The organism is Occultella kanbiaonis (assembly GCF_009708215.1).
Classification (GTDB): Bacteria; Actinomycetota; Actinomycetes; order Actinomycetales; family Beutenbergiaceae; genus Occultella; species Occultella kanbiaonis.
Genome location: NZ_CP046175.1, coordinates 1,008,496 through 1,034,955 on the forward strand (window position 1 = coordinate 1,008,496; position 26,460 = coordinate 1,034,955).

29 protein-coding genes are annotated in these 26,460 nt (G+C 72.7%); 17 read left to right on the forward strand and 12 right to left on the reverse strand.

The genetic code is table 11. The features are described 5' to 3' along the window. Positions 1-7 precede the first annotated feature (7 nt). Positions 8-472: an LppA family lipoprotein gene (locus GKS42_RS04310; protein WP_174791036.1), complete on the forward strand. Its 465-nt coding sequence runs from the start codon at positions 8-10 to the stop codon at positions 470-472. A 44-nt stretch (positions 473-516) separates the two neighbouring features. Here GKS42_RS04310 and GKS42_RS04315 read toward each other — a convergent pair whose 3' ends face one another. Both GKS42_RS04315 and GKS42_RS04320 read right to left on the reverse strand, forming a co-directional pair. Beyond that, positions 517-1,698, reverse strand: coding sequence for an RNA polymerase sigma factor (locus tag GKS42_RS04315; protein WP_154792729.1), 1,182 nt, complete (start codon positions 1,696-1,698; stop codon positions 517-519). Beyond that, positions 1,695-2,108 (reverse strand): YciI family protein, encoded by a 414-nt coding sequence (locus tag GKS42_RS04320; protein ID WP_154792730.1) that lies wholly within the window; start codon positions 2,106-2,108, stop codon positions 1,695-1,697. Before GKS42_RS04320 ends, GKS42_RS04315 begins: the two co-directional genes overlap by 4 nt. A gap of 158 nt (positions 2,109-2,266) precedes the next feature. Here GKS42_RS04320 and GKS42_RS04325 point away from each other — a divergent pair, with 158 nt between their 5' ends. From GKS42_RS04325 to GKS42_RS04340, 4 genes are all read left to right on the forward strand, one after another. Further along, a complete protein-coding gene (locus tag GKS42_RS04325) occupies positions 2,267-3,181 on the forward strand; it encodes a phosphotransferase enzyme family protein (protein ID WP_168217752.1) in 915 nt (304 codons plus the stop codon). Between the two features lie 164 nt (positions 3,182-3,345). After that, positions 3,346-3,903: a DUF6529 family protein gene (locus GKS42_RS04330; RefSeq protein ID WP_154792732.1), complete on the forward strand. Its 558-nt coding sequence runs from the start codon at positions 3,346-3,348 to the stop codon at positions 3,901-3,903. A gap of 13 nt (positions 3,904-3,916) precedes the next feature. After that, on the forward strand, positions 3,917-4,372 hold the full coding sequence (locus GKS42_RS04335) for a Rieske (2Fe-2S) protein (RefSeq protein WP_154792733.1): 456 nt from the start codon (positions 3,917-3,919) through the stop codon (positions 4,370-4,372). A 306-nt stretch (positions 4,373-4,678) separates the two neighbouring features. Continuing rightward, positions 4,679-5,488, forward strand: a complete 810-nt coding sequence (locus GKS42_RS04340; protein ID WP_154792734.1) for an MBL fold metallo-hydrolase — start codon at positions 4,679-4,681, stop codon at positions 5,486-5,488. A 58-nt stretch (positions 5,489-5,546) separates the two neighbouring features. Here GKS42_RS04340 and GKS42_RS04345 read toward each other — a convergent pair whose 3' ends face one another. Together GKS42_RS04345 and GKS42_RS04350 are read right to left on the reverse strand one after the other, a co-directional pair. Further along, positions 5,547-5,924 carry a VOC family protein gene (locus GKS42_RS04345; protein ID WP_154792735.1) on the reverse strand — a complete coding sequence of 126 codons (378 nt, stop codon included), beginning with the start codon at positions 5,922-5,924 and terminating at the stop codon, positions 5,547-5,549. A gap of 77 nt (positions 5,925-6,001) precedes the next feature. Then, positions 6,002-6,757, reverse strand: coding sequence for a hypothetical protein (locus tag GKS42_RS04350; protein ID WP_154792736.1), 756 nt, complete (start codon positions 6,755-6,757; stop codon positions 6,002-6,004). A gap of 102 nt (positions 6,758-6,859) precedes the next feature. On the opposite strand from GKS42_RS04350, the gene GKS42_RS04355 reads away from it, so the two are divergent. The 7 genes from GKS42_RS04355 (at position 6,860) to GKS42_RS04385 (ending at position 14,104) form a co-directional block, all read left to right on the forward strand. Continuing rightward, complete coding sequence (locus GKS42_RS04355) at positions 6,860-7,453, forward strand: PadR family transcriptional regulator (protein ID WP_154792737.1); 594 nt, start codon at positions 6,860-6,862, stop codon at positions 7,451-7,453. After that, on the forward strand, positions 7,450-8,193 hold the full coding sequence (locus GKS42_RS04360) for an ABC transporter ATP-binding protein (RefSeq protein ID WP_154792738.1): 744 nt from the start codon (positions 7,450-7,452) through the stop codon (positions 8,191-8,193). Before GKS42_RS04355 ends, GKS42_RS04360 begins: the two co-directional genes overlap by 4 nt. After that, the gene (locus GKS42_RS04365; RefSeq protein WP_154792739.1) at positions 8,193-10,883 is read left to right on the forward strand and encodes an ABC transporter permease; all 2,691 of its coding nucleotides are present in this window, start codon (positions 8,193-8,195) and stop codon (positions 10,881-10,883) included. Before GKS42_RS04360 ends, GKS42_RS04365 begins: the two co-directional genes overlap by 1 nt. Positions 10,884-10,938: 55 nt before the next feature. Beyond that, positions 10,939-11,121, forward strand: a complete 183-nt coding sequence (locus GKS42_RS04370; RefSeq protein ID WP_154792740.1) for a hypothetical protein — start codon at positions 10,939-10,941, stop codon at positions 11,119-11,121. 116 nt (positions 11,122-11,237) lie between these two features. After that, a complete protein-coding gene (locus GKS42_RS04375; RefSeq protein ID WP_232847918.1) occupies positions 11,238-11,891 on the forward strand; it encodes a vitamin K epoxide reductase family protein in 654 nt (217 codons plus the stop codon). Positions 11,892-12,178: 287 nt separating this feature from the next. Beyond that, positions 12,179-13,333, forward strand: a complete 1,155-nt coding sequence (locus GKS42_RS04380; protein ID WP_232847919.1) for an MFS transporter — start codon at positions 12,179-12,181, stop codon at positions 13,331-13,333. 45 nt (positions 13,334-13,378) lie between these two features. After that, positions 13,379-14,104 (forward strand): helix-turn-helix domain-containing protein, encoded by a 726-nt coding sequence (locus GKS42_RS04385; protein WP_210769309.1) that lies wholly within the window; start codon positions 13,379-13,381, stop codon positions 14,102-14,104. Here the strand turns inward: GKS42_RS04385 and GKS42_RS04390 are convergent. The 8 genes from GKS42_RS04390 to GKS42_RS04425 all read right to left on the reverse strand — a co-directional run bounded on the left by GKS42_RS04390 (position 14,086) and on the right by GKS42_RS04425 (position 21,113). Further along, positions 14,086-14,661, reverse strand: coding sequence for a dihydrofolate reductase family protein (locus GKS42_RS04390; protein WP_154792742.1), 576 nt, complete (start codon positions 14,659-14,661; stop codon positions 14,086-14,088). The two genes, GKS42_RS04385 and GKS42_RS04390, sit on opposite strands and share 19 nt — an antisense overlap. A 229-nt stretch (positions 14,662-14,890) precedes the next feature. Continuing rightward, entirely contained in the window at positions 14,891-15,589 is a 699-nt protein-coding gene (locus tag GKS42_RS04395; RefSeq protein ID WP_154792743.1) for a 4'-phosphopantetheinyl transferase family protein, read from the reverse strand. Positions 15,590-15,622: 33 nt separating this feature from the next. Beyond that, on the reverse strand, positions 15,623-16,489 hold the full coding sequence (locus GKS42_RS04400) for a hypothetical protein (protein WP_154792744.1): 867 nt from the start codon (positions 16,487-16,489) through the stop codon (positions 15,623-15,625). A gap of 145 nt (positions 16,490-16,634) precedes the next feature. Then, complete coding sequence (locus GKS42_RS04405) at positions 16,635-17,291, reverse strand: cyclodeaminase/cyclohydrolase family protein (RefSeq protein WP_168217753.1); 657 nt, start codon at positions 17,289-17,291, stop codon at positions 16,635-16,637. Continuing rightward, a complete protein-coding gene (locus tag GKS42_RS04410) occupies positions 17,288-18,091 on the reverse strand; it encodes a cysteine hydrolase family protein (RefSeq protein WP_154792746.1) in 804 nt (267 codons plus the stop codon). Before GKS42_RS04410 ends, GKS42_RS04405 begins: the two co-directional genes overlap by 4 nt. Beyond that, positions 18,088-19,746 carry an AtzH-like domain-containing protein gene (locus GKS42_RS04415; RefSeq protein ID WP_210769310.1) on the reverse strand — a complete coding sequence of 553 codons (1,659 nt, stop codon included), beginning with the start codon at positions 19,744-19,746 and terminating at the stop codon, positions 18,088-18,090. Before GKS42_RS04415 ends, GKS42_RS04410 begins: the two co-directional genes overlap by 4 nt. A gap of 117 nt (positions 19,747-19,863) precedes the next feature. After that, positions 19,864-20,475, reverse strand: coding sequence for a pyridoxine/pyridoxamine 5'-phosphate oxidase (locus GKS42_RS04420; RefSeq protein ID WP_154792747.1), 612 nt, complete (start codon positions 20,473-20,475; stop codon positions 19,864-19,866). Beyond that, entirely contained in the window at positions 20,472-21,113 is a 642-nt protein-coding gene (locus GKS42_RS04425; protein WP_154792748.1) for a helix-turn-helix domain-containing protein, read from the reverse strand. Before GKS42_RS04425 ends, GKS42_RS04420 begins: the two co-directional genes overlap by 4 nt. A 104-nt stretch (positions 21,114-21,217) precedes the next feature. On the opposite strand from GKS42_RS04425, the gene GKS42_RS04430 reads away from it, so the two are divergent. From GKS42_RS04430 to GKS42_RS04450, 5 genes are read left to right on the forward strand one after another with little or no spacing between them, the layout of a single operon-like run. Then, positions 21,218-22,153 carry an MBL fold metallo-hydrolase gene (locus GKS42_RS04430; protein WP_154792749.1) on the forward strand — a complete coding sequence of 312 codons (936 nt, stop codon included), beginning with the start codon at positions 21,218-21,220 and terminating at the stop codon, positions 22,151-22,153. Beyond that, positions 22,150-23,463: an amidohydrolase family protein gene (locus GKS42_RS04435; RefSeq protein ID WP_154792750.1), complete on the forward strand. Its 1,314-nt coding sequence runs from the start codon at positions 22,150-22,152 to the stop codon at positions 23,461-23,463. Before GKS42_RS04430 ends, GKS42_RS04435 begins: the two co-directional genes overlap by 4 nt. Positions 23,464-23,498: 35 nt before the next feature. After that, positions 23,499-24,269: an ABC transporter ATP-binding protein gene (locus GKS42_RS04440; protein ID WP_154792751.1), complete on the forward strand. Its 771-nt coding sequence runs from the start codon at positions 23,499-23,501 to the stop codon at positions 24,267-24,269. Beyond that, complete coding sequence (locus tag GKS42_RS04445) at positions 24,266-25,237, forward strand: ABC transporter permease (protein ID WP_232847920.1); 972 nt, start codon at positions 24,266-24,268, stop codon at positions 25,235-25,237. Before GKS42_RS04440 ends, GKS42_RS04445 begins: the two co-directional genes overlap by 4 nt. Before the next feature lie 41 nt (positions 25,238-25,278). Then, positions 25,279-26,457 carry a hypothetical protein gene (locus tag GKS42_RS04450; protein WP_154792752.1) on the forward strand — a complete coding sequence of 393 codons (1,179 nt, stop codon included), beginning with the start codon at positions 25,279-25,281 and terminating at the stop codon, positions 26,455-26,457. Positions 26,458-26,460 lie beyond the last annotated feature (3 nt).

Below are 26,460 nucleotides of genomic sequence, written 5' to 3' on the forward strand. Positions count from 1 at the left end.
CGAACCGATGACCCCGACCCCACCCGCGTCCCCGGGATCCGCCCCGACCATGGAGCAGGTGCTGACCGACTACACCGCGATGCGCGAGGAGATGGTCGCCGCGCTCGCCAGGGCGCTGGGGGAGCGGGCCTGGCGGGAGTCGCCGAACTCGCCCGGCCTGCGCCGGTCGCGGGTCGGTGGCGCGGACGCCGCGGCCGAGCAGGTGGGCCTGGTGACCTGGTCCTTCGAGGGCACCTACGCCGTCGACGACTGGCACGGGGCCGCCCGGCTCGTCGCCGAGGTGGGCCGCCGGCACCACTTCGCCGACGGTGGCATCACCGTGGACCGCCCGGGGGACCTGGAGATCTTCGGCGTCGACGCCCACGGCGGCCGCTACACGTTCGGGATGGCCACGAACACCATCCTGACCCTGCGAACCGGGCCGCACCGGTGGGAGCACCCACCGGAACCGGCCGACCAGCAGCGGACCTGACCTTCCGCGGGAGCGGCTCGGGGGTTCGCTCCCGCGGAAGCCGCTCACGCGTCGCGAAGGCGCGCCGCCTGCCGGGTGAGGTGATCGCGCTCGGCGGCACTCGCCGCAAGCCGCGCCGCCTCCAGGTACTCCTCGCGCGCCGTGTGCGCCTCGCCCGCCCGCTCGTGCAGGTGCGCCGCCACGGCCGTGCGCCGGGGTACGTCCACCGGCACCGCCGCGAGCGCGCGCAACCCGGCGAGCGGGCCGTCGGCCTCGCCGAGTGCGACCACCCGGTTCAGCGCCACCACGGGGCTGTCGGTGAGCGCGAGCAACTCGTCGTACCAACCGAGGATCTGCGTCCAGTCCGTCTCCTCGGCCCGCCGCGCGTCGGCATGCAGCGCCGCGATCGCGGCCTGCGCCTGGAACTCGCCGACCCGATCCTGGGCGAGCGCCTGCTGCAGGATCCCGATGCCCTCCGCGATCCGGACGGTGTCCCAGCGGGACCGGTCCTGCTCCGCCAGAGGCACCAGCGCGCCGTCGGGGGTGAACCGGGACGCCCGCCGGGCGTGGTGCAGCAGCATCAGCGCGAGCAATCCGGCAACCTCCGGGTCCTGCGTTCCCGCGGCGAGCTGGCGAGTGAGCCGGATCGCCTCGGCGGCCAGGTCGACGTCCCCGCCGTACCCCTCGTTGAAGATCAGGTACAGCACCCGCAGCACCCGGCCGAGGTCGCCCGGACCCTGCACCCCCTGCGCGGCGACCGTCCGCTTGGCGCGGCTGATCCGTTGCGCCATGGTCGCCTCGGGAACGAGGTAGGCCTCGGCGATCTGCCGGGTGGTCAGGCCGCCGACCGCGCGGAGCGTCAGGGCCACGGCGGACGACGGCGTCAGGTCGCGATGGCAGCACAGGAACAGCAGGAGCAGGGTGTCGTCGCCGGTCTCGGCCGGTCCGGCCGGTGGCTCGGCGTGGTCGATCAGCTCCCGACGGCGGCGGGCCGCCTCCGAGCGCAGCACGTCGAGGTGTTTGCGCCACGCCACGGTGACGAGCCACCCCTTCGGGTCGTCGGGCCGGCCTTCGGGCCAACGCTGGACCGCCTCGAAGAGGGCCTCCTGCACGGCGTCCTCGGCCGCAGCGAACTCGACGCCGCGACGGACGAGGACGGCCAGCACCTGCGGGCCGAGTGTCCTGAGCAGGTCGTCCGGGTCGCCCGGCGCCCCGGACGCGTCGCTCGCCGTCCCCGACGCGGTCACTCGGTGACGGTCGGCGGGTTGCCGAGGAACGGCCGGACCTCGATCCACTCCTGGAGCGGCAGGCCGCCGGGCCCCGGCGCCGAGGACAGGTACGCGGCCTTCTCCTGCGCCTGCTCGAGCGTGTCCACGTCGATCATCATCCACCCGGCGATCAGGTCCTTCGTCTCCGCGAACGGCCCGTCGGTCACCGGCGGCCGACCCTCGCCGTCGTACCGGACGAACGCGCCCTCCGGCGAGAGTGCGGCGCCGGCGACCCACTCGCCACGCTCGCGCAGGTCGTCCTCCATCCGGTCCATGAACGCGATGTGGTCGGTGACCTCCTGCGGCGTCCACTCGTCCATCGGCCTCTCGGCGTTGGGCATCTGCTTCGGTCCGCCGCGGTAGTGCTTGAGCAACAGGTACTTGGCCATGGGAGTCCTCCTGGTTTGTGGCGGCCATTGTGGCTGCCCTCACCCCTGGGACGGAACCCCTTGCCGGCTCTCGACATGGTCCGGGCACCGAATTCTGCTGGACGGTTCGGTTAGCCTCCCAACGACCACCGGAAGCGACCGGGAAGGCGGTGTGGATCGTGACGGACCTCGACGTCGCCGCCATCCTGGCCGAGTACGGCCTGCGCGCCACCGGCCCCGCGGTCCCGCTCACGGGCGGCGAGGACAACCGCAACCTCCGTGTCGCGACCGACGGTCCCGAGGTGGTCCTGCGCGCCTACCGGTTCTCCGGCCCCGAGAAGATCCGGGCCGAGCTGCGGTTGGTCGCCTTCCTCGCGGAACACGGGTACCCGACGCCGGCGCCGCTGCGAACCCGGGGCGGCGAGGTCCTCGCGATGGCCGGGTCCCCGGTCGCGCTGTTCCCCCTCGTGCCGGGCGCGATCCCCGAAACGGTCACCGTGCCGTTGGCCGAGCAGGTCGGTGAGCTGCTGGCGGGCCAGCACCTGCTGACCGCCGGCTGGGCCGACGCGCGAATCCCCACGATCGACCGCCGCGGCGTCATCGACCGAGCCCTGGCCTCACGGCCCGACCTCGACGGCGTCGCCGAGTGGCACACGCAGCTGCGACGCTTCCTCCACGACCACGGAGCCGATCTGGCCCGCCTGGACGAGCTGCCGACCGGCCCGCTCCACCACGACCTGCACCGCCACAACCTGCTGGTCACCGACGGCACGGTGACCGCGGTCCTCGACTTCGATGAACTCAACGAGGGACCGCTCGTCCTCGACCTCGCCCGGGCCCTGCAGTACCTGGCCCTCGACCGCGATGACGGGCGCCTGCCGCGCGACCTGGCCGACGCCGTCGTGGCGGGATACGACCGCAACCGGGCGCTCACCGCGGCCGAGCGTCGCCTGCTGCCGGTCGCGCTGGACCTGGTGGGCATCGTCGACGCCGCGGGCGTCCTCATGTGGGCCGCGCCCGAGCTGGGTCTGCGGCGGGTCGACGAGTGCAGGAGCTGGGTGGCCTACCTTCGCAATGCGGGGACCCGACTCTGATCGTGCCGGCCAACCCCAACCGGGACGGGGTCGATGTCGTTAGCATGGAGCTGCGCCCGGCGGACAGGCAGCGCCAGCGTCGGCGCGATGATGCGTCCCCGGCTCCGGTCGGTGCTTCGGGGCATTCCCACTCGGTCCGCGACGGTCGACGGGAGGTGACGGCGATGGCGACGGTTGAGAGCCCGCGGCGATCCGTCTCGTGGGCGGCCGCACTGCTTCTGGGCGCAGCGGTCGCCGTCGGGCTCGGTGTCTACGGCAGGCTCCACGAACCCGGTTCGGTGGCGCTGTACACCCTGGGCTTCTCCGGCCAACTGCCGATGAAGGCGTGGCTGAGCACGGTGGTGCTGATCTTCGCGGTCCTCCAGGTGGTCAGCGCGCTCTGGATGTGGGGTCGCCTTCCGGGGGTCGGCACGGCCCCGGCCTGGGTCGGTCCGGTGCACCGGTGGAGCGGCACGATCGCGTTCGTGGTGAGCCTGCCGGTGGCCTTCGCGTGCCTGTGGACGCTGGGATTCCGTTCCGGCGATGTTCGGGTTCTGGTGCACTCGATCGCCGGGTGCCTGTTCTATGGCGCGTTCGCGGCGAAGATGATCGGACTGCGGCTGAGGGCAGCGCCCCGGTGGGCACTCCCGGTGCTTGGCGGGACGGCGTTCACGCTGATCGTGCTGCTGTGGCTGACCTCGGCGTTGTGGCTGTTCACGACGCCTGGCTTGGCGAAGGTCTGAGCGGGTGGTGGCGATGTCGAATCACGTGTCCCGTCGCCTGATGCTCGGCGCCGGCGTGGTGCTGGCCGCTGCTTCGGCGGGGTACGTGGTGGCTCGCAACGTGTCTCTCGCCGAGAGGCTCGCTGACACGCGGTACCCGCTGCCCGGGGAGCCCTCCAGCGAGGTGGGGGACTCCACGGATCCAGGGGCGGTACTGCTTGCGGTCGATGAGATTCCGGACGGCGGCGGCGTGGTCCTGGCCGAGCAGCAATTGGTGCTGACTCGATCTGGTGACACGGTCCACGGCTTCTCGGCGGTGTGTACCCATCAGGGTTGCCTGGTCGACGCGGTGCGGGACGGCAGCATCGTCTGCCCCTGCCACGGCAGCCACTTCGATGCCGAGACCGGTGCGGTGCTCACCGGCCCGGCCAGTCAGCCGCTGCCGGACGTGGCGGTCACCGTGACGGACGGGGAGGTGAGGCTCGGATGACCGCCGGCCGGTCTGCCCCAGGAGGGGACCGGACAGCATCGACGAGACCCCACGCAACCTCCGGGTTCTGGCGGTTCCTACCCACGTTGATCTGGCTCGCCGCCCTCGGATTCGCCCTCGGAGCCCTCATCGGGTTGCCCTGAGGGCCGACGCTGACCATGATCGGTGCCTCCGGCCGTCACCGCGATCGACGGACCGGGAAATGTGGCGCCGCCCGCAGCCGAACGCGGCCTTGCTAGCCTCGCCGAGGGCCCCGCGCGGCCCGGCCGGGGTCACCCTCGGACCTCACCATGGAGCGGAGCGGGCATGGCGGCGCAGACCACGCGGATCACGGACCGGGTCGAGCTCCTCAGGTGTGACAACCCGGGCCCGATGACGCTGGAGGGCACGAACACCTACCTGCTGCGCGAGCCCGGTAGCGCGGAGGTCCTGGTGGTCGATCCCGGGCCCCTGGATCCCGCCGACCCGCGGTATCCCGAGCACCTCGCACACCTCGACCGGGTCCGCGCCCGCGCCGAGGCCGACGGTGGCCGGGTCGCCGCGATCTGGCTCACCCACCATCACCTCGATCACACCGGCGCGGCGGACCGGCTCGCCGACCTCACGGGCGCGCCCGTCCGGGGAGCCGGCCGCGGCACGGCGTTCACCGACGGAGAGCGGGTCGCGTTCGGAGGGCTCGAGGTGGTGGTGCACCTCGCGCCCGGACACACGGCGGACTCCGTGCTCGTGCGCGCGCCCGCCGAGACGCTGCTGCTGTCCGGGGACACCCTGCTCGGCCGCGGCACCACGGTGATCATGTGGCCGGACGGTGATCTCGGCGCCTACCTGGAGACGCTCGCCGCGATCGCCGCGGACATCGACGCCGGACTCGTCACCCGGATCGCCCCCGGGCACGGCCCGCTGATCACCGAGCCCGCCGCATTCGTGGCCGGAGTACACCGGCACCGGCTGGACCGGCTCGACCAGGTGCGCGCCGCCGTCGGGCAGGGCGCCGAAGGCGTCACCGGCGTGGTCCGCGCCGTCTACGGCGACCAGGACCCGAAGCTCGCGGCGGCCTGCGCGCGGATCGTGCAGGCGCAGTTCGCCTACCTCGGCCTGGACCCGGAGACGGACTGAACCCAACCGGGTCAAGACCTCGACGGCCCGGCCGCCGGCCCCGACCGAGGCGAACGGTTCAGGCCTTCGGCGGGTGCTCGGCGATACAGAAGAGGTTGCCCTCGGGGTCGGCGAGGGTGGACCACTGCACCCAAGGCACCTCGTCCAGGACGTCCCAGCGATGCGTCGCGCCGAGGGCAACGGCCCGCGCGACCTGGGCGGTGCGGGTACCCCAGACGACGGTCAGGTCCAGGTGGGTGCCCTGGCGGTCCGGGCGCGGGCCGTTGGCAGGCGCGAAGAACATCCCGAACCCCCCGGGGGCCGGTTCGAGGTAGACATTGCCGCCTGCCTCGTTCGACGTGCTGCCGAGGAACTCGGCCCAGAACGCGGCGAGAGCGGGCGGGTCCTCGGCTTCCATGTTGACGGCCCCGAGGGTGATCGCTGCAGTGGTGGTCATCGGGAAAGCGTACGAGGACGGTGCGACAAGCAGACGTCACCTACCTCGACGACCTCGCTGACATCTAGGGACGCGGATCAGGCGTCCGGCTTGAACTTCCGGCGGGTCCGCTCCGAGAGTGCCCCGAGGGTCAGGCCCGCAACACCGGTCCGACCGGCGCGCAGGTGGAGCACCTGACCGGCCCGCGGGCCGCCGGGCACGTCCCTGGGCAGCGAGGCTGACGCGATCAGCCAGGTCGGCAGCGTGAGCAGCCGCAGCACCGAGCGCAACCGGTCCGACTCGCTCTCGCTCTCGGTCAGCTCCTCGTCCAGGAGTTCCTCGACGTCCTCGGCCGGGTCGGACTCCTCATCGTCGGGCGCTCCCGGGCTCACGCAGACCCGGACCAGCTCGGCGGCACTCTGCGCGCCGGAGCCGCCGAGAGCGAGCATCGCCTCCGGCAGCGGGTCGCCGAACTCATCCAGCGGGATCTGGCCGACTGCGAGGTCCTCGTCATCCTCGGGTGCGCTGTCGAAGCGACCGATCCGCTCGTCCGCCTCGTAGGCCCACAGCCGCAACCGTTGGTCCCGGTCCACCTCGAGGGCGACCGCGACGGCGCCGAGGCTGCCCGCCAGGTCGCGGGCCAGGGCGTCGATGGTCCGCTTGCCGGCAGCGACCGCCCCGCGTGCGTTCGTCGCGACCGCGAGCACCCAGCGGCCCTCCTGCGGCCCGACGAACCCGGTGAAGGCGGCCCCGGCCAGCTCTGCGGCGACGGCGTCCCGCGTGGCCGCGACGTACACACCGGCGTAGCTCTCGCCCACCACCTTGTCCGGATCGGAGGAGCCCATGGGAATCATCGGGCCAGTCTGACACCGGCGGGCCAGGGCTAGGCATGGTTACCGAGTAACGCTATGGTTACCGGGTAATCGTCGCCACGGTGGCGGCACGGGAGGGGTGTCATGTCCGTCAAACAGAGCCTGCTCGCCCTGCTCACCGAGGAGCCGATGGGCGTGTACGCCCTCCGCAAGGAGTTCGAGGCGCGCACCGGTGGCACCTGGCCGCTGAACATCGGGCAGGTCTACACGACGATCCAGCGCCTGGAGCGGGACGGGCTGGTCGAGCGCACCGACGACGCCGATGGGGACGGGGACGTCGAGCGGTTCGCGCTGACCGACCCGGGGAGGGCCGCCGCCCAGGGTTGGTGGCTCTCCCCGGTGCGGCGCGGTGCGCCCGAACGGGACGAGCTCGTCATCAAGCTCGCGCTCGCCGTCGGCGCCCCAGGCGTGGACATCCGCGCCGTCGTGCAGACGCAGCGCAGCGAGACGATGCGCGCCCTGCGCGACTTCACGCGGCTCAAGGCCGCTGAGCCCGACGGCGGAACTCGCCCGGGCGGTGACCTCGCCTGGTCGCTCGTGCTCGATCACCACGTGTTCGCAGCCGAGGCGGAGATGCGCTGGCTCGATCACGTCGAGGCCCGGGCGAGCCGGGCCGCGGCCGCGGCCACCCGCTCGGCCGCGACCGCGGCCGACGCGCCGGCCCGGAGCCGGCGATGAGCGCCGCACCGGTCATCCTCGAACTCATCGGCGCCACCCGGGTGCACGGCGAGGGCGTGCGAGCCGTCCGGGCGCTCGACGACGTCACCCTGAGCGTCCGGATGGGCGAACTCGTCGCCGTGATGGGCCCGTCCGGATCCGGCAAGTCCACCCTGCTGAACCTCGCGGGCGGACTGGACACCCCGACGTCGGGCGCCGTGCGCCTCGCCGGGGAAGCCCTCTCGGATCTGGACGCGAAGGGCCGGGCCGCGCTACGCCGTCGGCGGATCGGCTATGTCTTCCAGGACCTGAACCTGATCCCCGCCCTCACCGCCGCGGAGAACGTCTCGCTGCCCCGCGAGCTCGACGGCGCGCGGCCCCGCAAGGCGAAGCACGAGGCCCTGGTCGCTCTGGAACAGGTCGGCGTCGGGCACCTCGCCGGCCGATTCCCGGACGAGCTGTCCGGCGGGCAGCAGCAACGCGTCGCGATCGCGCGGGCACTCGTCGGTCCGCGCCGCCTGGTCCTTGCCGACGAGCCGACCGGTGCGCTGGACTCGGTGACCGGCGAGGCCGTGATGCGGGTCCTGCGGGCCCGGGTGGACGCCGGCGCGGCCGGCCTGCTCGTGACCCACGAGCCGCGGTTCGCCGCGTGGGCGGACCGGACCGTGTTCCTGCGTGACGGCGTGCTCGTGGACAGCACCAGCGACGAGCAACCCGAGGCGCTCCTGGCGGCATCCGGCCCGCGCCACCGGGACGATTGATGCAGCGCTGGCTGACCCGCTGGCGGGCGGCGCTGCGGATCGCGCGCCGGGACGCGTTGCGCCATCGTGGCCGCACCCTGCTCGTGGTCGCGATGATCGCGCTGCCGGTGTTCGGGGCCACGTTCCTGGCCACCGTGATCCGTTCGTCCAGCCCGACCGTGGCCACCACGCTGCAGCAGACGCTGGGGGACGACGCCCAGGCGCTGGTCACGGTGGACTCGTGCGGCTTCGTGATCCTGCAGGTCCCGACCGGCGGGCGGACCTGCCTGACTAACCAGCCGGTCGAGGAGGTCGGTGAGGCCGATATCGCGGCACTGGTGCCGACCGGAGCCGAACTCGTCCCGCGGCGCGAGTTCGCCGTCGACCTCTACACCGACGACGTGCGGATCAGCGATGAGGTCCTCGCAGCCACGGACGCCGAGCGGGTACCTGGGCTACTGCCGCTGACCGCAGGCGGGATGCCGACCGCGCCGGGTGAGGTGGTGCTCGCTCAGCGGCTCGTCGACCGGCTGCGGATCGAGGTGGGGGACACATTCACGATCGTCACGGGCGAGACCGAGGTGCCCACCACGCTCGTCGGGATCATCCGGAGCGGGGACCAGTCCGGGCTGGCGGCGGAGGGCACCCTGCCCGAGGAGGGCGCGCTCTCCCGGTCCTGGTACGTACTCGGCACCGACGCCGTCACCTGGCCGGACGTGCTGGCCCTGAATGAGATCGGGGTGGGCGCCCTCAGCAGGGCCGTCCTCCTGGATCCGCCGCCGCGTTCCGACGTCCCGTATCACGCGTCATTCGGCGCGGACCCCCGCCTTGCCGGCAGCACCATCGGGCTGATCGCTGCAGTCGCCGGGATCGGCCTGCTCGAGGTCGTGCTGCTCGTGGGTCCGGCGTTCGCTGTCGGGGCCAAGAGCAGCACCCGGCAGCTCGCTCTCGTCGCGGCATCCGGCGGCCGGCCCGCAGATCTGCGCCGGATCGTGCTCTCGGCAGGGCTGGTGGCCGGGCTCGGTGCCGCCGCGATCGGGGTCGCGCTCGGGCTGCTCGGCGGCGCCATCTTCTACCTGATCCAGAGTCGTGGCGACTACCCGCCGCCGAACCTCGTACTGCCCACCTGGGAACTCGCAGCGATCGCCGCCGTCGCGGTCGTGCTCGGGCTCGCGGCGGCCTGGCTGCCCGCCCGCGCCGCCTCGCGGGCCGACGTGGTCGCGGCCCTCGCCGGACGGCGCTCCGAGGCCGGAGCCCGACGGCGAGTACCCTGGATCGGGGTGGGGCTCACCGTGGTCGGTCTCGGGCTCGCGATCGTCGGCGCGAGCCAGGCTGCGATGGCGATGCTCGTGGCCGGCGTCCTCGTCATGGAGGTCGGCCTGATCCTCGCCGCCGGCGGGATCATCGCGCTCCTCGGTCGCGTGGCGCCGCGGCTGGGGGCCTCCGCGCGGATCGCTGTGCGGGACGCCGACCGCCAGCGCGGCCGGACCGCGCCGGCCGTCGCTGCCGTGCTCGCCGCCGTCGCGGCCGCCACCGCAGGGATGGTCTACACCACCAGCGAGGCACGGGCGCAGGACGCGTCCTGGGCGCCTCTGGCCGCCGACGGCACGGGCTACCTGACCACCTACGGGTTCACCGTGCCCGGCGAGGACGCCCAGGGCTTGTTCGACGACGCCCTGGCGGTGGTCTCGGCCGAGCGACCGGACCTGGCGTCCACGCCCGTGCTTGGCCTGATCCCCGATGACCCGGCCGGCTACGTGGAGCTCTGGGCCGACCCCGATCCCGCGACGGTGTGCCCGGACGAACTCACGGAGGATGAGCGTGTCGACGATGCACGGTGTTCGTCATGGAGCATTCAGAGTGGCTACGGGTGGGGTGCGCAATTCTTGGTCGACGACGGCACCATGGTCACCGCCGCGGGTCTGCCAGGTGCGGCCGAGGCGGCCGCCGCGCTCGCGGCCGGGCAGGTCCTGGTCAATGATCCGGACCTCATCTGGCCTGACGGGCTGGTGCACCTCACCCTCGCCGCTCCGCGGGACGAGGCCGGCAACGAGACCGCCGACCCGCTTGAGCTGACCGCGCCCGCACACGTGGTGGACTGGCGGCACTGGACCTACGGACTCCTGTTCTCCCCTGAGGTCGCCGAACAGCTCGACCCGACGAACCTGGCCGCCCGAGTTGCGCCGGTCGGCGCCCTCCTCACGACTCAGGGCGGGCTCACGCAAGCCGACGTGGACGAGGTGAGCCGCGGCTTGGCTGACGCGGGCTCCTCGGTTGACCTTTCGGTCGAAGGCCTGCAGAAGAGCCAGGACACCGTCGGCATCAGCCTGCTCGTTGCCGGCGCCGCACTCGCGATCGCTCTCGCCGCTACCGGCCTCAGCGTCGGCCTCGCGGCGGCCGAGTCCCGCCCGGACCTCGCCACCCTGGCTGCCATCGGTGCCAGCCCCGGCCTGCGCCGGAAGGTGGCGGGCGCGCAGGCGGGCGTGATCGCCGTCATCGGCGCGGTTGTCGGGGTCGGGACCGGGCTGCTCCTCGGCTATGTGCTCACCCTCTGGCAGCAGACTGCGGGGCAGTGGGGCACCCTCTGGGAGATGTCCGTGCCGTGGCCGGCCGTGGCGCTGCTCGCCGTCGGGCTCCCGGCGCTGGCGATCGGCGGCGCGATGTTGCTCACCCGGGCGCGGCTGCCGATGGTGCGCCGGGTCGCGCAGTAGGAGGTGGGGTCATTCGCCTCGGCGCTAGGGTGACCGTGACGAAGGGGTCGACATCATGAATCTGGAAGAAGTGCTGATTCTGCTGATCATGGCAGGCATCGTCGTGGGTGCAGTCCTGTTGCTCCGGAAGTCGCGGCGGTCGTTCCACGAAGGAGTTCGGGAGGCGGTGCGAGACGGCGTCTCAGAGGCCCAGCAGGCCGGCGTCCAGAGCACGAGGACTCCGAGAGACTCCGAGTGACGTGCTCCTCGGGCGCGTGCTGACGCCGACCAGATCGCCGTCGGAGCAACGCTGACGGATGCCGCTGGGGACGTACGTCCCACGCCCCGCTCCCGACGGTCGCCCACCATGGGACGGTGAGCAGCACCGTCGATCCGAGCGCAGACCCGGACGTGGACGAGGGACCGGCACTGGCCGGCCGGCGGCATAGCCCGCGGCTGCTGTTCGCGACCATGATGGTCTCGTCGATCGTCTGCCTGATCGCCTCCGCGGTGCTGGCGATCGACGCCGTCATCCTCGCCGCCGAGCCGGCCGCCTCCCTCAGCTGCGACATCAATGCCGTCGTCAGCTGCGCCACGGTGGCGCAGTCCTGGCAGGCGAACGTCTTCGGGTTCCCGAATGCGTTCATCGGCGTGGCGACCGAGCCGGTGATCCTGACGATCGCCGTCGCCGGCCTCGGCGGGACCCGGTTCCCGCGCTGGTTCCTGTTCGCCGCCCAGATCGGCTACGCACTCGGCCTGATCTTCGCGTACTGGCTGTTCGTCCAGTCACTCACCGCGATCGGCGCCCTGTGCCCGTGGTGCCTGACCATCACGGTATTCACCACGATCACGTTCTTCACATTGCTGCACCTGAACGTGGTGCAGGGCAACCTCTACCTGCGCCCGCACGCGCAGGACTGGGCCGCCTCGATGATCCGGTCCGGCGCCGACTACCTGATCCCGGTGCTCCTGGTGGCGATGATCGTCCTCGCGATCCTGCTCACACACGGTGCGGGACTCTTCGTGTGAGGTGCGCGGTCTCCGGTTCGGCGTCACGTTCTCCGCAGCATCTCCGAGTCGGAACACGCTTGGTCCAGCGGCAGTTCGTTGGCGACAAGGTACTGCCGCGCCGCGCCGTCGCTCCTCGGCGGAGGGACGAAAGCCCGCTGATCTGTGCCCCGGCTAGACTGACCGGACAAGTCAGGGAATCAGCGCTACCGGGGTGGGAGGAGCGCACCCCGTCGAGCCCGGGAGACGCCCTGTCTGTTCTCTCCTCCTACCGCAGCCTGTTCGCCCTGACCGGACGGGCCTACGTCGTGGTCGCGTTCATCGCCCGGTTGCCACTCGCGATGTCCCAGATGGGCACCCTGCTGCTCGTCGCTGGTGTGTCCGGCAGCTACGGCGCCGGAGGCGTCGCCGCTGGCGCGATCGCGATCACGAACGCGATCGGCTCGCCCCTGGGTGGGGCGATCAGCGACCGGATCGGCCAGCGGCCGGTCCTGCTCTTCCAGTCGGTGGCCGGGTCCGCCCTGCTGGCGCTGCTCGTGGTGCTCTCGACCATCGGCGCCCCGTGGCAGGCGCTCGCCGCCGTGGCCGGCGCGGCCGGTCTGTTCCTACCGCAGGTCGGTACCATGGCCCGGGTGCGCTGGCGGGAGATCGCCGCTGACAAGGGGAGCGACCGGTTCCGGCTCACGTCGGCGGCCTTCTCCTACGAGGGCGCCGCGGACGAGGCGTCGTTCGTGCTCGGTCCGGCCATCGTTGGCCTCGGGGCCGCGTTCGTGTCCCCGTCCGGCTCGCTGATCCTGGCCGCGGTGCTGCTCGCCGTGTTCGGGCTCTGGTTCGCGCTGCACCCGACCGCCGCCGTAGCCGCCGGGCATCCCGCCGGTCCTCGGTCCGGCCCGCTGCTGACCCCGTTGCTGGTCGGGCTGACCCTTGGCACGCTCTGTGTCGGCGCGGTCTTCGGTTCCGTACAGACCGGTACGACGGCGTTGGCCACCGAGGCCGGTCAGGCCGGGTACGCGGGGCTGCTGCACGCCCTGCTCGGCGTCGGCAGCGTGGTGGCCGGCCTCACGGTCGCGGCCATCCCGGCCCGGTTCGCGTTCGCTGACCGGTTGCCCGTGTTCGGGGTCGCGCTCGCGGTGTTCGCGCTGCCGCTGCTGGCCGTGCATACCGTCGGAGCCCTCGCCGCCGTCCTGTTGATCCTCGGCCTGGCGGTCGCGCCGTACCTGATCACCGTGTACTCGGCCTGCGAGGCGACCGTCGATCCCCGGCGGCTCGGCGCAGCCATGATGGCCCTTGCTGCGTCCACGAGCCTCGGGTACGCACTTGGCTCGAGCCTGGCCGGGCAGATCGCCGACCGCAGCGGGTACCCCGGGGCCTATCTGGTGACGGTCAGTGCCTGCGTGGCTGCCCTGATGCTTGCGCTGGTGATCCGACCGGCCCTGCGTCGCACCGAACGCTTCAGCGGGTGACGGCCGCCGCCGGGTCACCCCTCCGGTGACGCGTCAGGCCCTAGAATGCCGACGGTGGGCCTGCAGTTCGAGACGCGTTCATCGGACTCGCCAGGGATCGACTCCGTCTGGACCTGCCGGAGCGAGCAGGTCGCGCAGATGACGTCGGTGGCGACCGAGACATGGGGTCTGGTGTTCTGGTCGCAGGGTGGGACGGCTCACGCGGCGGTCACCGGTCCGGAGAGCCGTACCGGCACCGCTCCCGTGCCCGAGGATGCGACATTCGTCGGCATCCAGTTCGCCGTCGGCACGGCACTGCGGATGGCGACCACCGCGTCCCTGGTCGACGGCGGGATCGTCCTGCCCGACGCCACCCGGCGGACGTTCTGGTTGGACGGGCATCGCTGGCAGCGACCGCACTCCGAAGACGCCGAGGCGCTCGTCCAGTGGCTCGTCCGGGGCGATGTGGTGCGCCGAGACCCGCTGGTCACGCAGGTCGTGCGGGGTCAAGGAGACCTTCGCGCCGTCTCCGACCGGACGCTCGAGCGGCGGTTCCGTGCGGTCACGGGGTTGAGCCGGGGAACCGTCCGTCAGATCGAGCGCGTCCGCGCCGCCGCCGACCTCCTCACCGCCGGCGAGGTCGTCAGCGACGTGGTCGACACGCTCGGGTACTACGACGAGCCCCACCTCGCTCGCGCGCTGCGACGATACGTGGGGCGCACGGCGGCCCAGCTCCGCGAAGTCCTGGGCGGCACGATCGCGCTCGACACCGGTCAGCGCACGACGTCGTAGAGAAGTTTGGCCACCCCGTTGGAGTAGGCCGCGGACTCCCGCAGGCGCAACTTCTGGATGTCTCGGTCCGCCGTGCTGAACAGGCTCTTTCCCGCACCCAGTAACACGGGGAAGACGAGGAGGTTGTACCGGTCGATCAGGTCGGCGTCCGAGAGCCGCCGGGCGAGTTCGGCACTGCCATGGATGAAGATGGCGCCACCCTCTCCCCGCTTGAGTTCGGCGACGTCGTCGGTAGACCGGAGGATCGTGATCTCGCCCCACTCCCGGACGAGGGCGTCGTCAGCAAGGCTGCTCGAGACGACGTACTTGGGAAGGTCCTTGTAGGCGGCATGATCCGATGAGCCCGGCCAGAACGGTGCGAACGCCTCGTAACTGCGGCGCCCGAACATCAGCGCCGACGTCTCCTCGATCTCTTCCGCCTTGAGCGAGTACGCCTCGGGTACGAACTCGGTGTCGAAGACCCATCCACCGCTGCGGTGGCCCTCGAGCGTGCCGCCCGGCGAGTCGACGACGCCGTCGAGCGTCATGAAGCCCGTGTAGACCAGTTCCCGTGCCAAGAGACCTCCTGAGATCGGCCGGCGAGGATCGCCGGGTAGATGCGGCCGGGGTCAGGTCGACCCACGGCTCGACGCCAGCGAGCATAGGCGGCGGTCAGGGGTGTGGTCTTGGACGAAAACGACGCCACGCGCCAGTGCGGCCGGACCGGGCTGATCGATGCGGCAGGACCTCGCCGCGGATACCTTGCAGGGGGGCGATCACCGGCGCGACCCGAGCCCGCCAGGCCGTCTACTCCCTGAGGTTGCTCGAGCCGCTCTGAACGTCCGGCGGGAGGATCGCGCGGGCATCGAGACCCACGACGTCCACCGGTGGCGAGTCGACGACGACGACCGCGGCGCGATGGTTCACGTCCACGACGACGTCGTGCACCTGGAGCCGTGGGGAGCCCTCCGGCAGGGCCGGTGACGTCGCCTTGACGGCCGCCTCCCTGCGGACCCACATCCCGGTGAACTCCCAGGCCCGCTGGGCGTCGCCGAGCCCCAGCAGGGCATTCGCATCGCGATCCCCCAGGGCGACCCGGGCCAGCCCCACGTGGTCCAGCGCCGGGTCGACCGCCTCGACATCGACGCCCACGGGCCCATCGCGACCCGCCGCGACCACCACCCAGGTGCCCGAGTGCGAGACCGACACCTCGAGGGTCTCGCCGGGTTGGCGGAGGTGGTCGGCGAGTCGGACCTTGCCATGGGGACGACCGCAGTTCGGACAGGTCCGGTCGAGCGGCACACGGTGCGGGGCCATGGCCAGGTCGTCCGCGAAGATCCGGCGTACGGCGACCGCGCCGACCAGGAACCGGGCCCGGTCGGCGCTCTGACGGTAGGCGGCGTAGCGGCGAGTCTCCACCGGGTCCAGCAGTTCGAGCCAGGTCGGGTCCGCCGCGGCGAAGGGCGCCCACCACAGCGTCACTGTCCCGTGCCGCAACCGCACCACCCCGCGACTGTACAGCGGGTAGGAGCGACGCCCTCAGGCCAGCGGCAACCCAGGCCCGGCCAGGGTGGCGCGGTCGTGGGCGTCGAGGATCAGGCCCTCGTCCGCGGTCGGGGTGGGGCCGAGGCGCTCGACCAGGTGGCAGGTGGCGTAGCCGCGGCAGTGCTGCCGGTAGTCCTGGATCCAGGTCTCGGTCCGCGCCTGGGTAGCAGCGTCGGGATACGGCCACGCGATGGTGACGCGCGGCGCCCCGCAGCGCCACGGCTTGGGGGTGAGCCGGGCCCGATAGGTCTTGTGGGTCGCGCACAGCGTCACGTAGACCGGGTCCGAGGCGAGCTCGTGCAGGATCCGCTCGGCCTCCGGGGAGTCCGGGGCTGCGGCGGTGCCCGTCACGATCACCCGCAGCCCGGCGGCGGTCCGGTACACGTGCGCGCCGAGCGCGGCGTTCGCCGCGGTGAACGCACGGACCCGTTCCAGGGCCACCTCCCCGGGCGTACCTTCCGGCTCCGGCGTGGGCGCTCCGCCGAACAACCGGCGCAGGAGTCCGCCGGCGCGTGCGAGGGGCGCGGGGGCGGGCAGGTCCACGTCCGCGATCAGCAGCCGGTCGGTGTTCAGTACCTCGGCGCCGTAGCGGTTCCGGGTGGTCGCGGCGATGAGCGTGCCGTCGGCGCCGTGGAACTCCTGCAGGGTCTGCTCCCGCAGCGGCATGCGCGGGTAGTACCGGCCCGGCCTGGCTCCCGCCGCCAGGCGCGCCACGGTCTCGGCCAGGCGCCGGCCCGCGACCTCACGGGCGTGGCCGAAGGAGGTGGTGGACCAACCCCAGATCGTGAGCCGCAGCGGCGTCCCGTCGGCGGAGGTCGCCGGGCCGACCACCTTCTCCCAGAATCTCGGGATCGGCTGCATGAGGAGATCCTATGGTGGGTCGCACCTGCTGCACGCGCTGGGCTCGGCGCCGAGTCGCGCTGACTTCGTACTTGAGGTGCTGAGCTCGTGCCTGCAGATGTGCGATCTCAGGGTGCCGGGTACGAGGTCGGGGCGGCCACGCTCGTCAGGCGCGCGCCAGCGCGACGCTCGTCATACTCTCGGGTTCGGCCCGCACCCGCACGCGGATCCGGTCGGACATCGCCTCGGCGCGCGTCGCGGCCGCGTCGAGCGTCGTGATCGCGGCGCGCAGCGGCAGCCCGGCCCCGTTGCTGTCCCCGGCCCGGGCGGCGCACGCCAGGTCCACCTCGATCATCAGGACCGACGCCCGCAGCGCTGCCGCGAGGCTCGAGGCGGCGACCCCGAGGTCGGAGATCACGACCGGGTTGCCGTGGGTGGCCAGGGCCGCGAGGTCGGGCATCAGGTCGAGCCCGGCCCGGCCAAGTTCGACGGCCGTCAGCGCCGCCGCGATCGAGGCGGCCACGATCGCAGCGTCCCGGTCACGCCGCTGCGCCGGGCTGGTCTCGGGCAGGCGGAAGGCGGCGGCGAAGCGGGCGGAGGCGGCGCCGTCGGCCTCGACCAGGTCCGCCGCCCGCGCCCGGATCACCTCGGTGCGCCGACGCAGGGCGGCGATCGGGGTGGGCCCGTTCGGCCAGTCGGTGCTGTACCCGGCCACCATCGAGGCGAGCGCGGCCGCCACGCCGAGCAGCGCGCCGGCGGCGGCGCCACCACCGGGGTCGGGCTGCGGTGCGGCCAGGCGGTCGAGCCAGGTGGGGGTGCTCACGGTCGCGGCTCCAGGTCGGTGGGTGATTCGCGGCCCGGTGAGCCGAGCGCGGTGAGCAGGTCGGCTCCGGTCGCCGTGAAGCCGAAGCACTGCCGGACGTTGTACACGGTGGCATCCATGCAGAACTCGGGGCTGGTGGTGGCGACCGCGTCCTGGAGCATCACCACGTCGTAGCCGAGGTTCGCGGCGTCGATCAGCGTCGCGAACACGCACTGGTCCGCGTTCACGCCGGTCAGCAGCAGGGTGTCGACCCGGAGGTTGCGCAGGATCGAGTCCAGCGGGGTGTCGGTGAACCCGCTCATCCGGTACTTGTCCACACGCAGGTCGCCCGGCTCCGCGGTGAGCCCGTCCACGACGGCCGCCGCCCACGAGTCCTTCTGGAGCACCGCGGACCCGGTCGGGGAGTCGGTGGAGCCGATCCCGCCGCCGGTGCCGTCGGCGTCGTACACGTGCAGCACCCCGGGCGGCAGGTTCGCCCGATCCGGCCGGTTGCCCCAGTTCACCCACACGACCGGCACACCCGCCATGCGCAGCGCCGGCAGCAGTCCGGACAGGACCCCGGTCGGCGCGGCCGCACCGCTGACGTCCACGCCGATCCCGCCGAGCCAGCCGTCCGGGTGGCAGAAGTCGTTCTGCATGTCGATCACGAGCACGGCGGTGCGGGCCAGATCGAGGGTGAGTCGCTGCGGTTGCGCGGGAATCGTCACCGGGGCCTCGGGCCGGGACGGTCGCCGCAGGTCGACGGCGGACGCAGACAGTCCCCAGCTGTTGCGTGGCCGGTCGGTCGCCGTGAGCGTCATCGGGCCTCCTGGGTGAGCAGCGCGAGCAGGGAGCGGTCCGCGCCGGGCCCACCGACGAGGCCGAGCCCGACTGGCAGGGTGCCGACCCGTGCCGCCGGGATGCTGACCTGCGGCAGCCCGGCGAGCGAGGCGAGGCAGGTCAGCCGCAGGGTCGCCGCCCGGGTGGACTCGACCACGGCCGCCTTCGCGCCGACCGGCGGGGCCGTCGAGGAGGTGGACGGCAGGGCGAGCAGGACGCCGTCGGGCAGTGCCCCGACGAGGGCATCGCGGGCCGCCGCCAACACCTCGGTCGCGCTCTCGCGCAGTTCGTCGTCGACCTCGGCGCCGGCGCGGAACCGGGCGGCCACGGCCGCGTCGAGGCGGTCACCGTGGCCCTGCACGAAGGACCGGTGGGTCGCCCAGGCCTGAGCCTGCTGGACGGTGCGGAACGCGGCGAACCAGGAGGCGAGCAGTTCGGGGTCGAGGTCCGCCGCCTCCACCCGGGCGCCGGCGCGCAACGCGAGCGCTCGCAGTGCGGCCTCCGTGGCCAGGCGGGCGTCGGGCTCTGCCAGCCCCATGAGTTCGTCGACGACGACGATGGTCTCGGTCGGGACCACCGCGGCCGGCGGCAGCAGCGCGCCCGCCGCGCGGCTCAGCGTCGCGGCGTCCCGGGTGAGCACGCCGACGGTGTCGAACGACGGCGCCAACCCGACGAGCCCGTCCCGGCTGACGGCGTCGTGGGTGGTGCGCAGACCGTACAGTCCGCAGTACGAAGCCGGCACCCGGATCGAGCCGGCGGTGTCGGTGCCAAGCCCGATGTCCGCGACGCCCGCAGCGACGGCAGCGGCCGGCCCGCTCGTGGACCCGCCGGTGATCCGCCCGGGTGCGGCCGGGTTCGGTGGGGCGCCGTAGTGGACGTTCTCCCCGGCCAGGGCGAACGCGAGCTCGTCGGTGTGGGCGATCCCGGCGACGTCCGCGCCGGCCTCGAGCAGGGCACGCACGGCGTCGGCGTCGGTGGCCTCGATCGGTGCGGCGTCGACCCACGTCGGGTTGCCCGCCCCGATCCGTTCGCCGGCGACCGCGAACAGGTCCTTCACGGCCACCCGGGCGCCCGTGAGAGGGCCGCCGGGGGACCCCGCCCGCAATGGGGCCGGCCCGGGCGGCACCCGCCAGATCGTCGGGTCGACGTCCGCGCCGGGCACCGGTGCGAAGGCGGGCGCGGGCACCGTCGAGACGTGCGCCGTGCTCACCCGCCAGGAGCCGCCGTCGCCACGTTCCCAGACCTGGGTCTGCACGCCGGTGCCGCCGTCGGCGCGGACGCTCTCGGCGACGAGCACGGCGACGCCGTCGGCGAGCGCGCGCAGGTGCACCCGGGTGAGCTGACGGTGCGGCACCCCGCCGCGGCCGGCCCGGAACGCCGCGATGTGGTCGTGGCCGACAAGGACGGCGCCGGCATCCGCGCGAAGGGTGCGCCCACCGGGTGCGAACAGCCCGTCCAGCTCGGGCACGTCGTTGCCGATCAGGGCACGCTCGTAGCGCCAGAACGCCTCGAGCAGGGCCGGGTCGCCGAGCGGAGCCGGATCGGGCCCCGGACCGGTCGCACCGGGCGGTCCGGCACCCGGTTCGGGCACGGCCGGCGCGGGGACGGAATGCAGCGAGCGGGTGTGGGGGGTCACGGTCCGACCGTACCGACGAGTGTTGATGGGACGAACATCCGTCACAAAGGTCTTACCTGCGCGAAACACAGGGCGGCGCGGCGCCTCCCCGGCACCGTGGGCGGTGGGCCTGGCGGCTCAGGGCAGCACGGGAAAGCTGCGCCACCCGGCGCCGTCGGAGCGGAACCGGGTCTTCGCGGCCGGGGTCGTCTCGGTGCCGACCTGCCAGAAGTCCACGCCGCAGGGCCGCAGCTCGATCGTGGTCCAGCTCGCGGGGGCGGGCAGGGTCTGCGGGTCCCGCGCGGCCGCTGCCGCGAAGGCCTTCTCGACGGCGCCCGCCGGGACCTCGTAGTCGGGTCCCCTCAGCGCGGGGGTCAGGTCCTCGTACGCCCACGCGACCAGCTGCAGCGTCCGGGGCCGGGTCGGGTAGGCGGCCGTGGTGACCGCGCGGTCGAGCTCGGTCGCCGCACCGGTCAGGATGGCCTGCCGGCCGAGCGCCGGCCAGTGGAACACCGCGCTCACCCGAGGGTTGTCGGCCAGGTCCCGGGTCTTGGCCGTGGGGGAGGAGGAGTGGAACCGGAGCGAGTGATCGTCGATCGTCGTCACCAGCACCGTGCGGGCATGCGGGTTCCCGTCGGCGTCGGCGGTGGCCAGGGTCATCGTGGACGGCATCGGGACACCGGCCGCCTCGGCCTCGGCGACCCATCGGGCCAGGACGTCCAGCGGGTTGCCGGTGAGGGTCTCGATCATGCGGTGGGTTCCTCCTGGAGATCGGTGGTGGACGCGTCGCCGGGTTCGGCGGCGTGGATGACGAGGACGACGCTGGGGGTCTGGCCGACCTGACGGAACCGGTGCTCGGTGCGGCCCGGGTAGCCGACCGAGTCCCGCGGGCCGAGCGTCTCCAGGCGAGGGCCGCCGTCGCCGACGATCTCGACCTCGATGGCCCCGGCGACCACGTACAGGAACTCATGGGAGTCGTGCTGGAAGAAGTCCGCGAACTCCGTCGGTGAGTTCACGAACTCCGTGACGTCGATGTGGCGGTCGTGCACGAGCAGCCGGGCGCCACCGGTCAGCACGTCCACGAGGTCGGCGTCGCTGCCGCGCACCACGGCGTCCGCCGAGGACGCCGCCGCGGCGGACAACAACGCCTGCTGGGTGGTGCCGAGGGCCTGCGCGATCTGGAACAGCGACCGCATCGAGGGGCGGGCCCGGCCACGCTCCAACTGGGACAGGAACGGGTGCGACAGCCCGCTCGCGGCAGCCACCTGGACCAGCGTCAGCGAGCGCTCCTTGCGGAGCCCGCGGATCGCCTGGCCGAGCCGCACATCCGCCTCCCGTTCGGCGCCGGCCGGGCGTCTCGGACGGCGTTTCGCCTGCTCTGCGGTCATGTTCACACACCCGGTTCGGTTCGGTTACGTCTCGGAAACAGTCGCTGCCTACGTTTCTCGATGTTACTCACATCAACATTCCTCGACGAGCCAGGGAGGTGGCCATGACCGCCGTACACGAAGCCGAGATCACCGCGGGCCGGGTCGGCGCCGAGCCGTCCGCGGCCGACTGGTTCCACACCCGTGACCTGGGCGCCGGCGTGGTGCTGATCGCCGAACCGGGGCACGTGAACTCGTTCCTCGTGATCGGGGCCGAGCGGGCCCTGCTGTTCGACACCGGCATGGGCATCGCGTCGATCGGCGAAGCGGTCGCCGCCCTCACCGACCTCCCGGTGCTCGCCGTCAACTCCCACGACCACCTCGACCACCGGGGTGGCAACGCCGACCTCGTCGAGAACGCGGCACTGGTCGACCTCGAGGACCTGTGCGCCCACCCGGCCGGCCGCCACGACGCCGTCGACCCGGCGTACCTGGCCGCGTACGCGACCGCCATGGGCGCCGTCCACGCCGACCACGAGACCTACCGACGCCTCGACGCGAGCGCCTTCTTCGCCGTCGGGGATCTGCCCAGGATGCACGCGCTCCCGGACCTCGGCGGGTGGCAGGTCGGTGCCGTGCCGCCCACCCGGCGCCTGGCCGACGGCGAACGGATCGACCTCGGCGGCCGCACGCTGCGGGTGCTGCACACCCCCGGGCACAGCCCCGACGGGCTCGCCCTCTGGGACGAGGCCACCGGCACCCTGCTCGCCGGGGACACGGTCCTCGCGGCCGCGCACTGGCTGCACGGCGAGGGCGCGGACGTCGCCGCCTTCGACGGCACCCTGCAACGCCTCGCGGCGCTGCGGCCGGCCCGGGTCCTGGTCGCCCACAACCTGCGCCACGAACTGCCCGGTGACGCGGTCGAGCGGGTCGCCGCCGCCGTGCGGGCGGTGCGCTCGGGCAGCTCCGTCGGGCGGCCCGGCCACGACCTGCTCGGCGGGCCCGCCTGCCGTCACGACGTCGATGGCGTCGTCCTGCTCACGCCCTCGGAGGCTTCATGACCACGGACACCTCAACCAGCCCGGCGCGGCTCGCGCCGACCGTCGCGGTCGGCGCCCCGGGCGGCCCCGCGCACCTGGCCGGCACCGCCGTGGCCGCGATCCTCGGGGTGCGTCTGCCGGACGGCGCGCTCGCCGACCTCACCCTCACCGATGGCTGGATCACCGACGTCCGGCCCGTGGGCGCCGCCGGTCCGGCGCCGAGGCCCGACGGCGCAGCCGTCCTCGACGCGTCCGGCTGGCGGTTCGTGCCTGCCGCGAGTGAGCCCCACGCCCACCTCGACAAGGCGCTCACCGCGCCGCGGATGGACCCGGGCGCGGGAAACGACCTGGTCTCGGCCGTCGCCTCGTGGCGCGAGCTCCTGCCCACGGTCACGTCGGCGGACGTGCACGAGCGGGCGCTCGCGGCCGTGCACCGGTACGCGGCGAACGGCATCACCACGATCCGTTCCCACGTGGACATGCCCGCCGAGGGGGACCCGATGCGCGGCGTCGACGCCCTGCTGGCCCTGCGCGAGGAGCTCTCGGGCCGGATCGCCCTGCAGGTGTGCATCCTGGCCGGCTCCGAGACCCCGGACTGGGCGGTTGCGGAGGCCGTCGCACGCGGGGTCGACGTGATCGGCGGCTGCCCGCACCTCTCGCCCGACCCGCACTTCGAGACCTCCCGCATGCTCGACGTCGCCGAACGGCACGGGCTCCCGGTCGACCTGCACACGGACGAGCAGACCGACGCACCGGAACTCGACATCGTCGACCTCGCCGAGCAGGTCCAGGCCCGCGGCCTCACGCAGCGGGTCACCGCCAGTCACTGCGTCCGTCTCGGATCCCTGCCGCCGGAGCGGCTCGCCCCGGTCCTCGAGGTCGTCGCCCGCGCCGGCCTCGGCGTGGTGACCCTGCCGATCACGAACCTCTACCTGCAGGGCTGGGACGCCACCCACCTCGCCCCCCGTGGGCTCACCGCCATGCGGGCACTCCTGGACGCGGGCATCCCGCTCGCCGCGGGCGCCGACAACCTGCGCGACCCGTTCAACCCGGCCGGGCGGGCGGACCCGTTCGAGACCACCGCCCTGCTCATGACCGCCGGCCACCTACGCGCCGAGGAGGCGCTCGCCGCCGTGACCACCGGCGCGCGAACGGTACTCGGACTGCCCCAGGTGGGCGCCGCCGTCGGGCATGCCGCGGACCTGATGCTCGTCCCCGACGGCGACCTCGGCGACCTGCTCGCCGGCACCCCCGACGCCCGGGTGGTGCTGCACGGCGGACGAGTCGTCGCCGACACCCGGATGAACCGCTCCCTCGACCTGTTCCACTGACCGACCCGCCCGACCGATCCGAAAGGTGACACCGAATGGCCGCACCTGCTTCCACGATCGCACCACCCGCCTCGATGACCCGGACCCTCGTGATGGAGGGGGTCTCGAAGAGGTTCGACACCGGCACCGTCGCGCTGACCGACGTCGACCTGCACCTGGCCGCCGGGGACTTCGTCTCCGTCGTCGGGCCCTCCGGCTGTGGCAAGTCCACGCTGCTGCGGCTGGCTTCGGGCCTCGACCACGTGACCGGCGGCACCATCGAGGTGAACGCCCATTCCACCAGCTACGTGTTCCAGGAACCCGCCCTCCTGGAATGGCGGTCCGCGATCCGTAACGTCGAACTGACCGGCGAGCTGCGCGGGGTGCCGACCTCCGACCGTCGCGCCCGAGCCCAGGAGGCGCTCGACCTGGTCGGCCTGACCGGCTTCGAGCAGCAGTTCCCGCGACAACTGTCCGGCGGCATGCGGATGCGCGTGTCGATCGCCCGCGCCCTCGTCACCGAACCCGACCTCGCGCTCTTCGACGAACCGTTCGGTGCGCTCGACGAGATCACCCGGCTGCGGATGCAGACCGAGCTGCAGCGGATCTTCCAGCTCAAGCAGTTCGCCGGGCTGTTCATCACCCACTCGGTCTCCGAGGCCGTGTACCTGTCCAACCGGGTGATCGTGATGAGCGGCCGGCCCGGCCGCGTGGTCGCGGACATTCCGATCCCCTGGGACTACCCCCGACCGCCCGAACTGCGTTACGAACCCGAGTTCGGCGCCATCACCGGCGAGGTCTCGGCCGCACTGGGAGAGCACTCATGAAGACCACCACGACCAAGGCGGGGCCGGAGCGGGACGCCCTGGACGCCGTCGGAGCGGAGATCACAGAGAGGGCCGTCGCCCCCATGACCCCCACCGAGACCGACGTCGAGTCGGCAGCCGCGGCGGACGTCGCGGACGAGACCGCCGAACAGGCCCACGGCGGCGGTGCCCCGACCACCCCGTGGTGGCGCTCGGCGATCCGGCAGTCCGCCCCGATCCTGCTCGCCCTCGCCGGGATCGCCGCGATCTGGTACCTCGTCTCCCTCGCCCTGCTGCCGCAGGACCAGCGGTTCCTGCTCCCGCCGCCGCACGAGGTGTTCAGCCGGGCCCTGACGAACAGCGCCCTGATGACCCCGATGCTCGAGGCCCTCGGCCGGACGATGGTGGTCGCGATGATCGGCCTCGTCATCGCCGTGGCCCTTGGCATCGGCTGGGCCGTGGTGATGTCCTCGTCCGGCTGGGCGGAGCGGATCCTGTACCCGTACGCCGTGATCATGCAGACGATCCCGATCCTCGCGCTCGTGCCGCTGATCGGGATCTGGTTCGGGTACGGGTTCCCGGCGCGGGTGATCGTGTGCGTGATCATCGCCCTGTTCCCGATGATCTCCAACACCCTGTTCGGCCTGCAGTCGGCGTCGCCGTCCGCCCATGACCTGTTCACCCTGAACAAGGCGACCGCACTGCAACGGCTCACCAAGCTGAAGTTCCCAGCCGCGCTGCCGTCGATCTTCACCGGCCTGCGCAACGCCGCCGGCCTGAGCGTCATCGGCGCCATGGTGGGGGACTACTTCTTCCAGCAGGGCCCGGTCGGCATCGGCGGGCTGCTGCGCACCTACACGCTACGCCTGCAGATGGACGCCCTGTTCACCGCGATCGCCCTCACCGCCGTGTTCGGCGTGCTCGTGTTCACCATCTTCGCCGTGCTGGACCGGCTCGTCATCGGCCGCTGGTACGGCCTCAAGCGCTGACCTCCCCCTCACCCCGACCCCCACCCGAGGAGAACCACGTCATGAACCGAAAGATGAGTATCGCGGGCCTGAGCGCCGCGGGCCTGCTCGCCCTCACCGCCTGCGGCGGAGCCTCCGACGCGGCCGACGACCCGACCGGCAGCGAGCTCGACGCGACCGTCGCGGAGGCGGGCAGCGCCTTCGACCTCTCCGACGTGTGCCCGGCCACCGTGGTCATGCAGCAGGACTGGCAGCCAGAGGCCGAGCACGGCGCCATGTACAACCTGGTCGGCTCGGACTACACGATCGACACCGACGCCAAGTCGGTCACCGGGTCCCTCGTGGTCGACGGCGTCGACACCGGCGTGGACATCGAGGTGCGGCCCGGCGGGCCGAACGTCGGGTTCCAGTCGGTGCCGGCCCTGATGTACCTGGACGACGACATCACCCTCGGCGCCGTGAACACCGACACCGCCATCAGCGGCTACGAGACCCAGCCCACGATCGCCGTCACCTCCCAGATGACGGTCAGCCCGCAGATCCTGATGTGGGACCCGGACACCTACCCGGGGGCCACGACCATCGAGGAGGTCGTCTCACAGGGTGCGGTGGTGGTCACCTCCGGTGACGTGATCCCGACGCTGCTCGCGGAGACCACCGCCTTCGACCTGGCCAACTCCGACACCAGCTACGAGGGCACACCGGCCCGGTTCGTCTCCGACACCACGATCACCCAGCAGGGCTTCGCCACCGCGGAGCCGTACATCTACGAGAACGAGATCGCCGAGTGGGGCCGCCCGGTGGCCTACCAGCTGCTCGCCGAGGTGGGCTACAACATCTACCCGGAGCCGCTCGCGGTGCGGGCCGACAAGCTCGACGAGCTCTCCGACTGCCTCGCCAGGCTCGTGCCGATCATGCAGCAGTCCCAGATCGACTACCTGGCCGACCCGGGGCCGACGAACGAGCTGATCGTCGAGCTCGTCGAGGCCTACGACCTGTCCTGGACGTACTCGCTCGGCGTCGCCGACTTCTCGGCCGCCGCGCAGGTCTCCGAGGGCATCGTCACCGACGACCCGGCGTCCGGGGTGTTCGGTCAGTTCGACCCCGAGCGGATGCAGGCGATCGTGGACACGTTCGTGCCGTTGCTCGAGGCCCAGGGTCTGATCACCGTCACGGACATCGACCCGACCGAGCTGTACACGAACGAGTTCATCGACGCCTCGATCTCGATGGAGAACTGAGCC

What these genes read in the sequence shown, in the direction of transcription:
- GKS42_RS04435 (WP_154792750.1), top strand. Translation starts at nt 22,150, where the DNA reads ATGACCACGGACACCTCAACCAGCCCGGCGCGGCTCGCGCCGACCGTC.
- GKS42_RS04340 (WP_154792734.1), top strand. Translation starts at nt 4,679, where the DNA reads ATGGCGGCGCAGACCACGCGGATCACGGACCGGGTCGAGCTCCTCAGG.
- GKS42_RS04355 (WP_154792737.1), top strand. Translation starts at nt 6,860, where the DNA reads ATGTCCGTCAAACAGAGCCTGCTCGCCCTGCTCACCGAGGAGCCGATG.
- GKS42_RS04310 (WP_174791036.1), top strand. Translation starts at nt 8, where the DNA reads ATGACCCCGACCCCACCCGCGTCCCCGGGATCCGCCCCGACCATGGAG.
- GKS42_RS04450 (WP_154792752.1), top strand. Translation starts at nt 25,279, where the DNA reads ATGAACCGAAAGATGAGTATCGCGGGCCTGAGCGCCGCGGGCCTGCTC.
- GKS42_RS04410 (WP_154792746.1), bottom strand. Translation starts at nt 18,091, where the DNA reads ATGACGCTCACGGCGACCGACCGGCCACGCAACAGCTGGGGACTGTCT.
- GKS42_RS04445 (WP_232847920.1), top strand. Translation starts at nt 24,266, where the DNA reads ATGAAGACCACCACGACCAAGGCGGGGCCGGAGCGGGACGCCCTGGAC.
- GKS42_RS04370 (WP_154792740.1), top strand. Translation starts at nt 10,939, where the DNA reads ATGAATCTGGAAGAAGTGCTGATTCTGCTGATCATGGCAGGCATCGTC.
- GKS42_RS04345 (WP_154792735.1), bottom strand. Translation starts at nt 5,924, where the DNA reads ATGACCACCACTGCAGCGATCACCCTCGGGGCCGTCAACATGGAAGCC.
- GKS42_RS04365 (WP_154792739.1), top strand. Translation starts at nt 8,193, where the DNA reads ATGCAGCGCTGGCTGACCCGCTGGCGGGCGGCGCTGCGGATCGCGCGC.
- GKS42_RS04400 (WP_154792744.1), bottom strand. Translation starts at nt 16,489, where the DNA reads ATGCAGCCGATCCCGAGATTCTGGGAGAAGGTGGTCGGCCCGGCGACC.
- GKS42_RS04350 (WP_154792736.1), bottom strand. Translation starts at nt 6,757, where the DNA reads ATGATTCCCATGGGCTCCTCCGATCCGGACAAGGTGGTGGGCGAGAGC.
- GKS42_RS04425 (WP_154792748.1), bottom strand. Translation starts at nt 21,113, where the DNA reads ATGACCGCAGAGCAGGCGAAACGCCGTCCGAGACGCCCGGCCGGCGCC.
- GKS42_RS04335 (WP_154792733.1), top strand. Translation starts at nt 3,917, where the DNA reads ATGTCGAATCACGTGTCCCGTCGCCTGATGCTCGGCGCCGGCGTGGTG.
- GKS42_RS04360 (WP_154792738.1), top strand. Translation starts at nt 7,450, where the DNA reads ATGAGCGCCGCACCGGTCATCCTCGAACTCATCGGCGCCACCCGGGTG.
- GKS42_RS04330 (WP_154792732.1), top strand. Translation starts at nt 3,346, where the DNA reads ATGGCGACGGTTGAGAGCCCGCGGCGATCCGTCTCGTGGGCGGCCGCA.
- GKS42_RS04420 (WP_154792747.1), bottom strand. Translation starts at nt 20,475, where the DNA reads ATGATCGAGACCCTCACCGGCAACCCGCTGGACGTCCTGGCCCGATGG.
- GKS42_RS04320 (WP_154792730.1), bottom strand. Translation starts at nt 2,108, where the DNA reads ATGGCCAAGTACCTGTTGCTCAAGCACTACCGCGGCGGACCGAAGCAG.
- GKS42_RS04440 (WP_154792751.1), top strand. Translation starts at nt 23,499, where the DNA reads ATGGCCGCACCTGCTTCCACGATCGCACCACCCGCCTCGATGACCCGG.
- GKS42_RS04430 (WP_154792749.1), top strand. Translation starts at nt 21,218, where the DNA reads ATGACCGCCGTACACGAAGCCGAGATCACCGCGGGCCGGGTCGGCGCC.
- GKS42_RS04385 (WP_210769309.1), top strand. Translation starts at nt 13,379, where the DNA reads ATGCCGACGGTGGGCCTGCAGTTCGAGACGCGTTCATCGGACTCGCCA.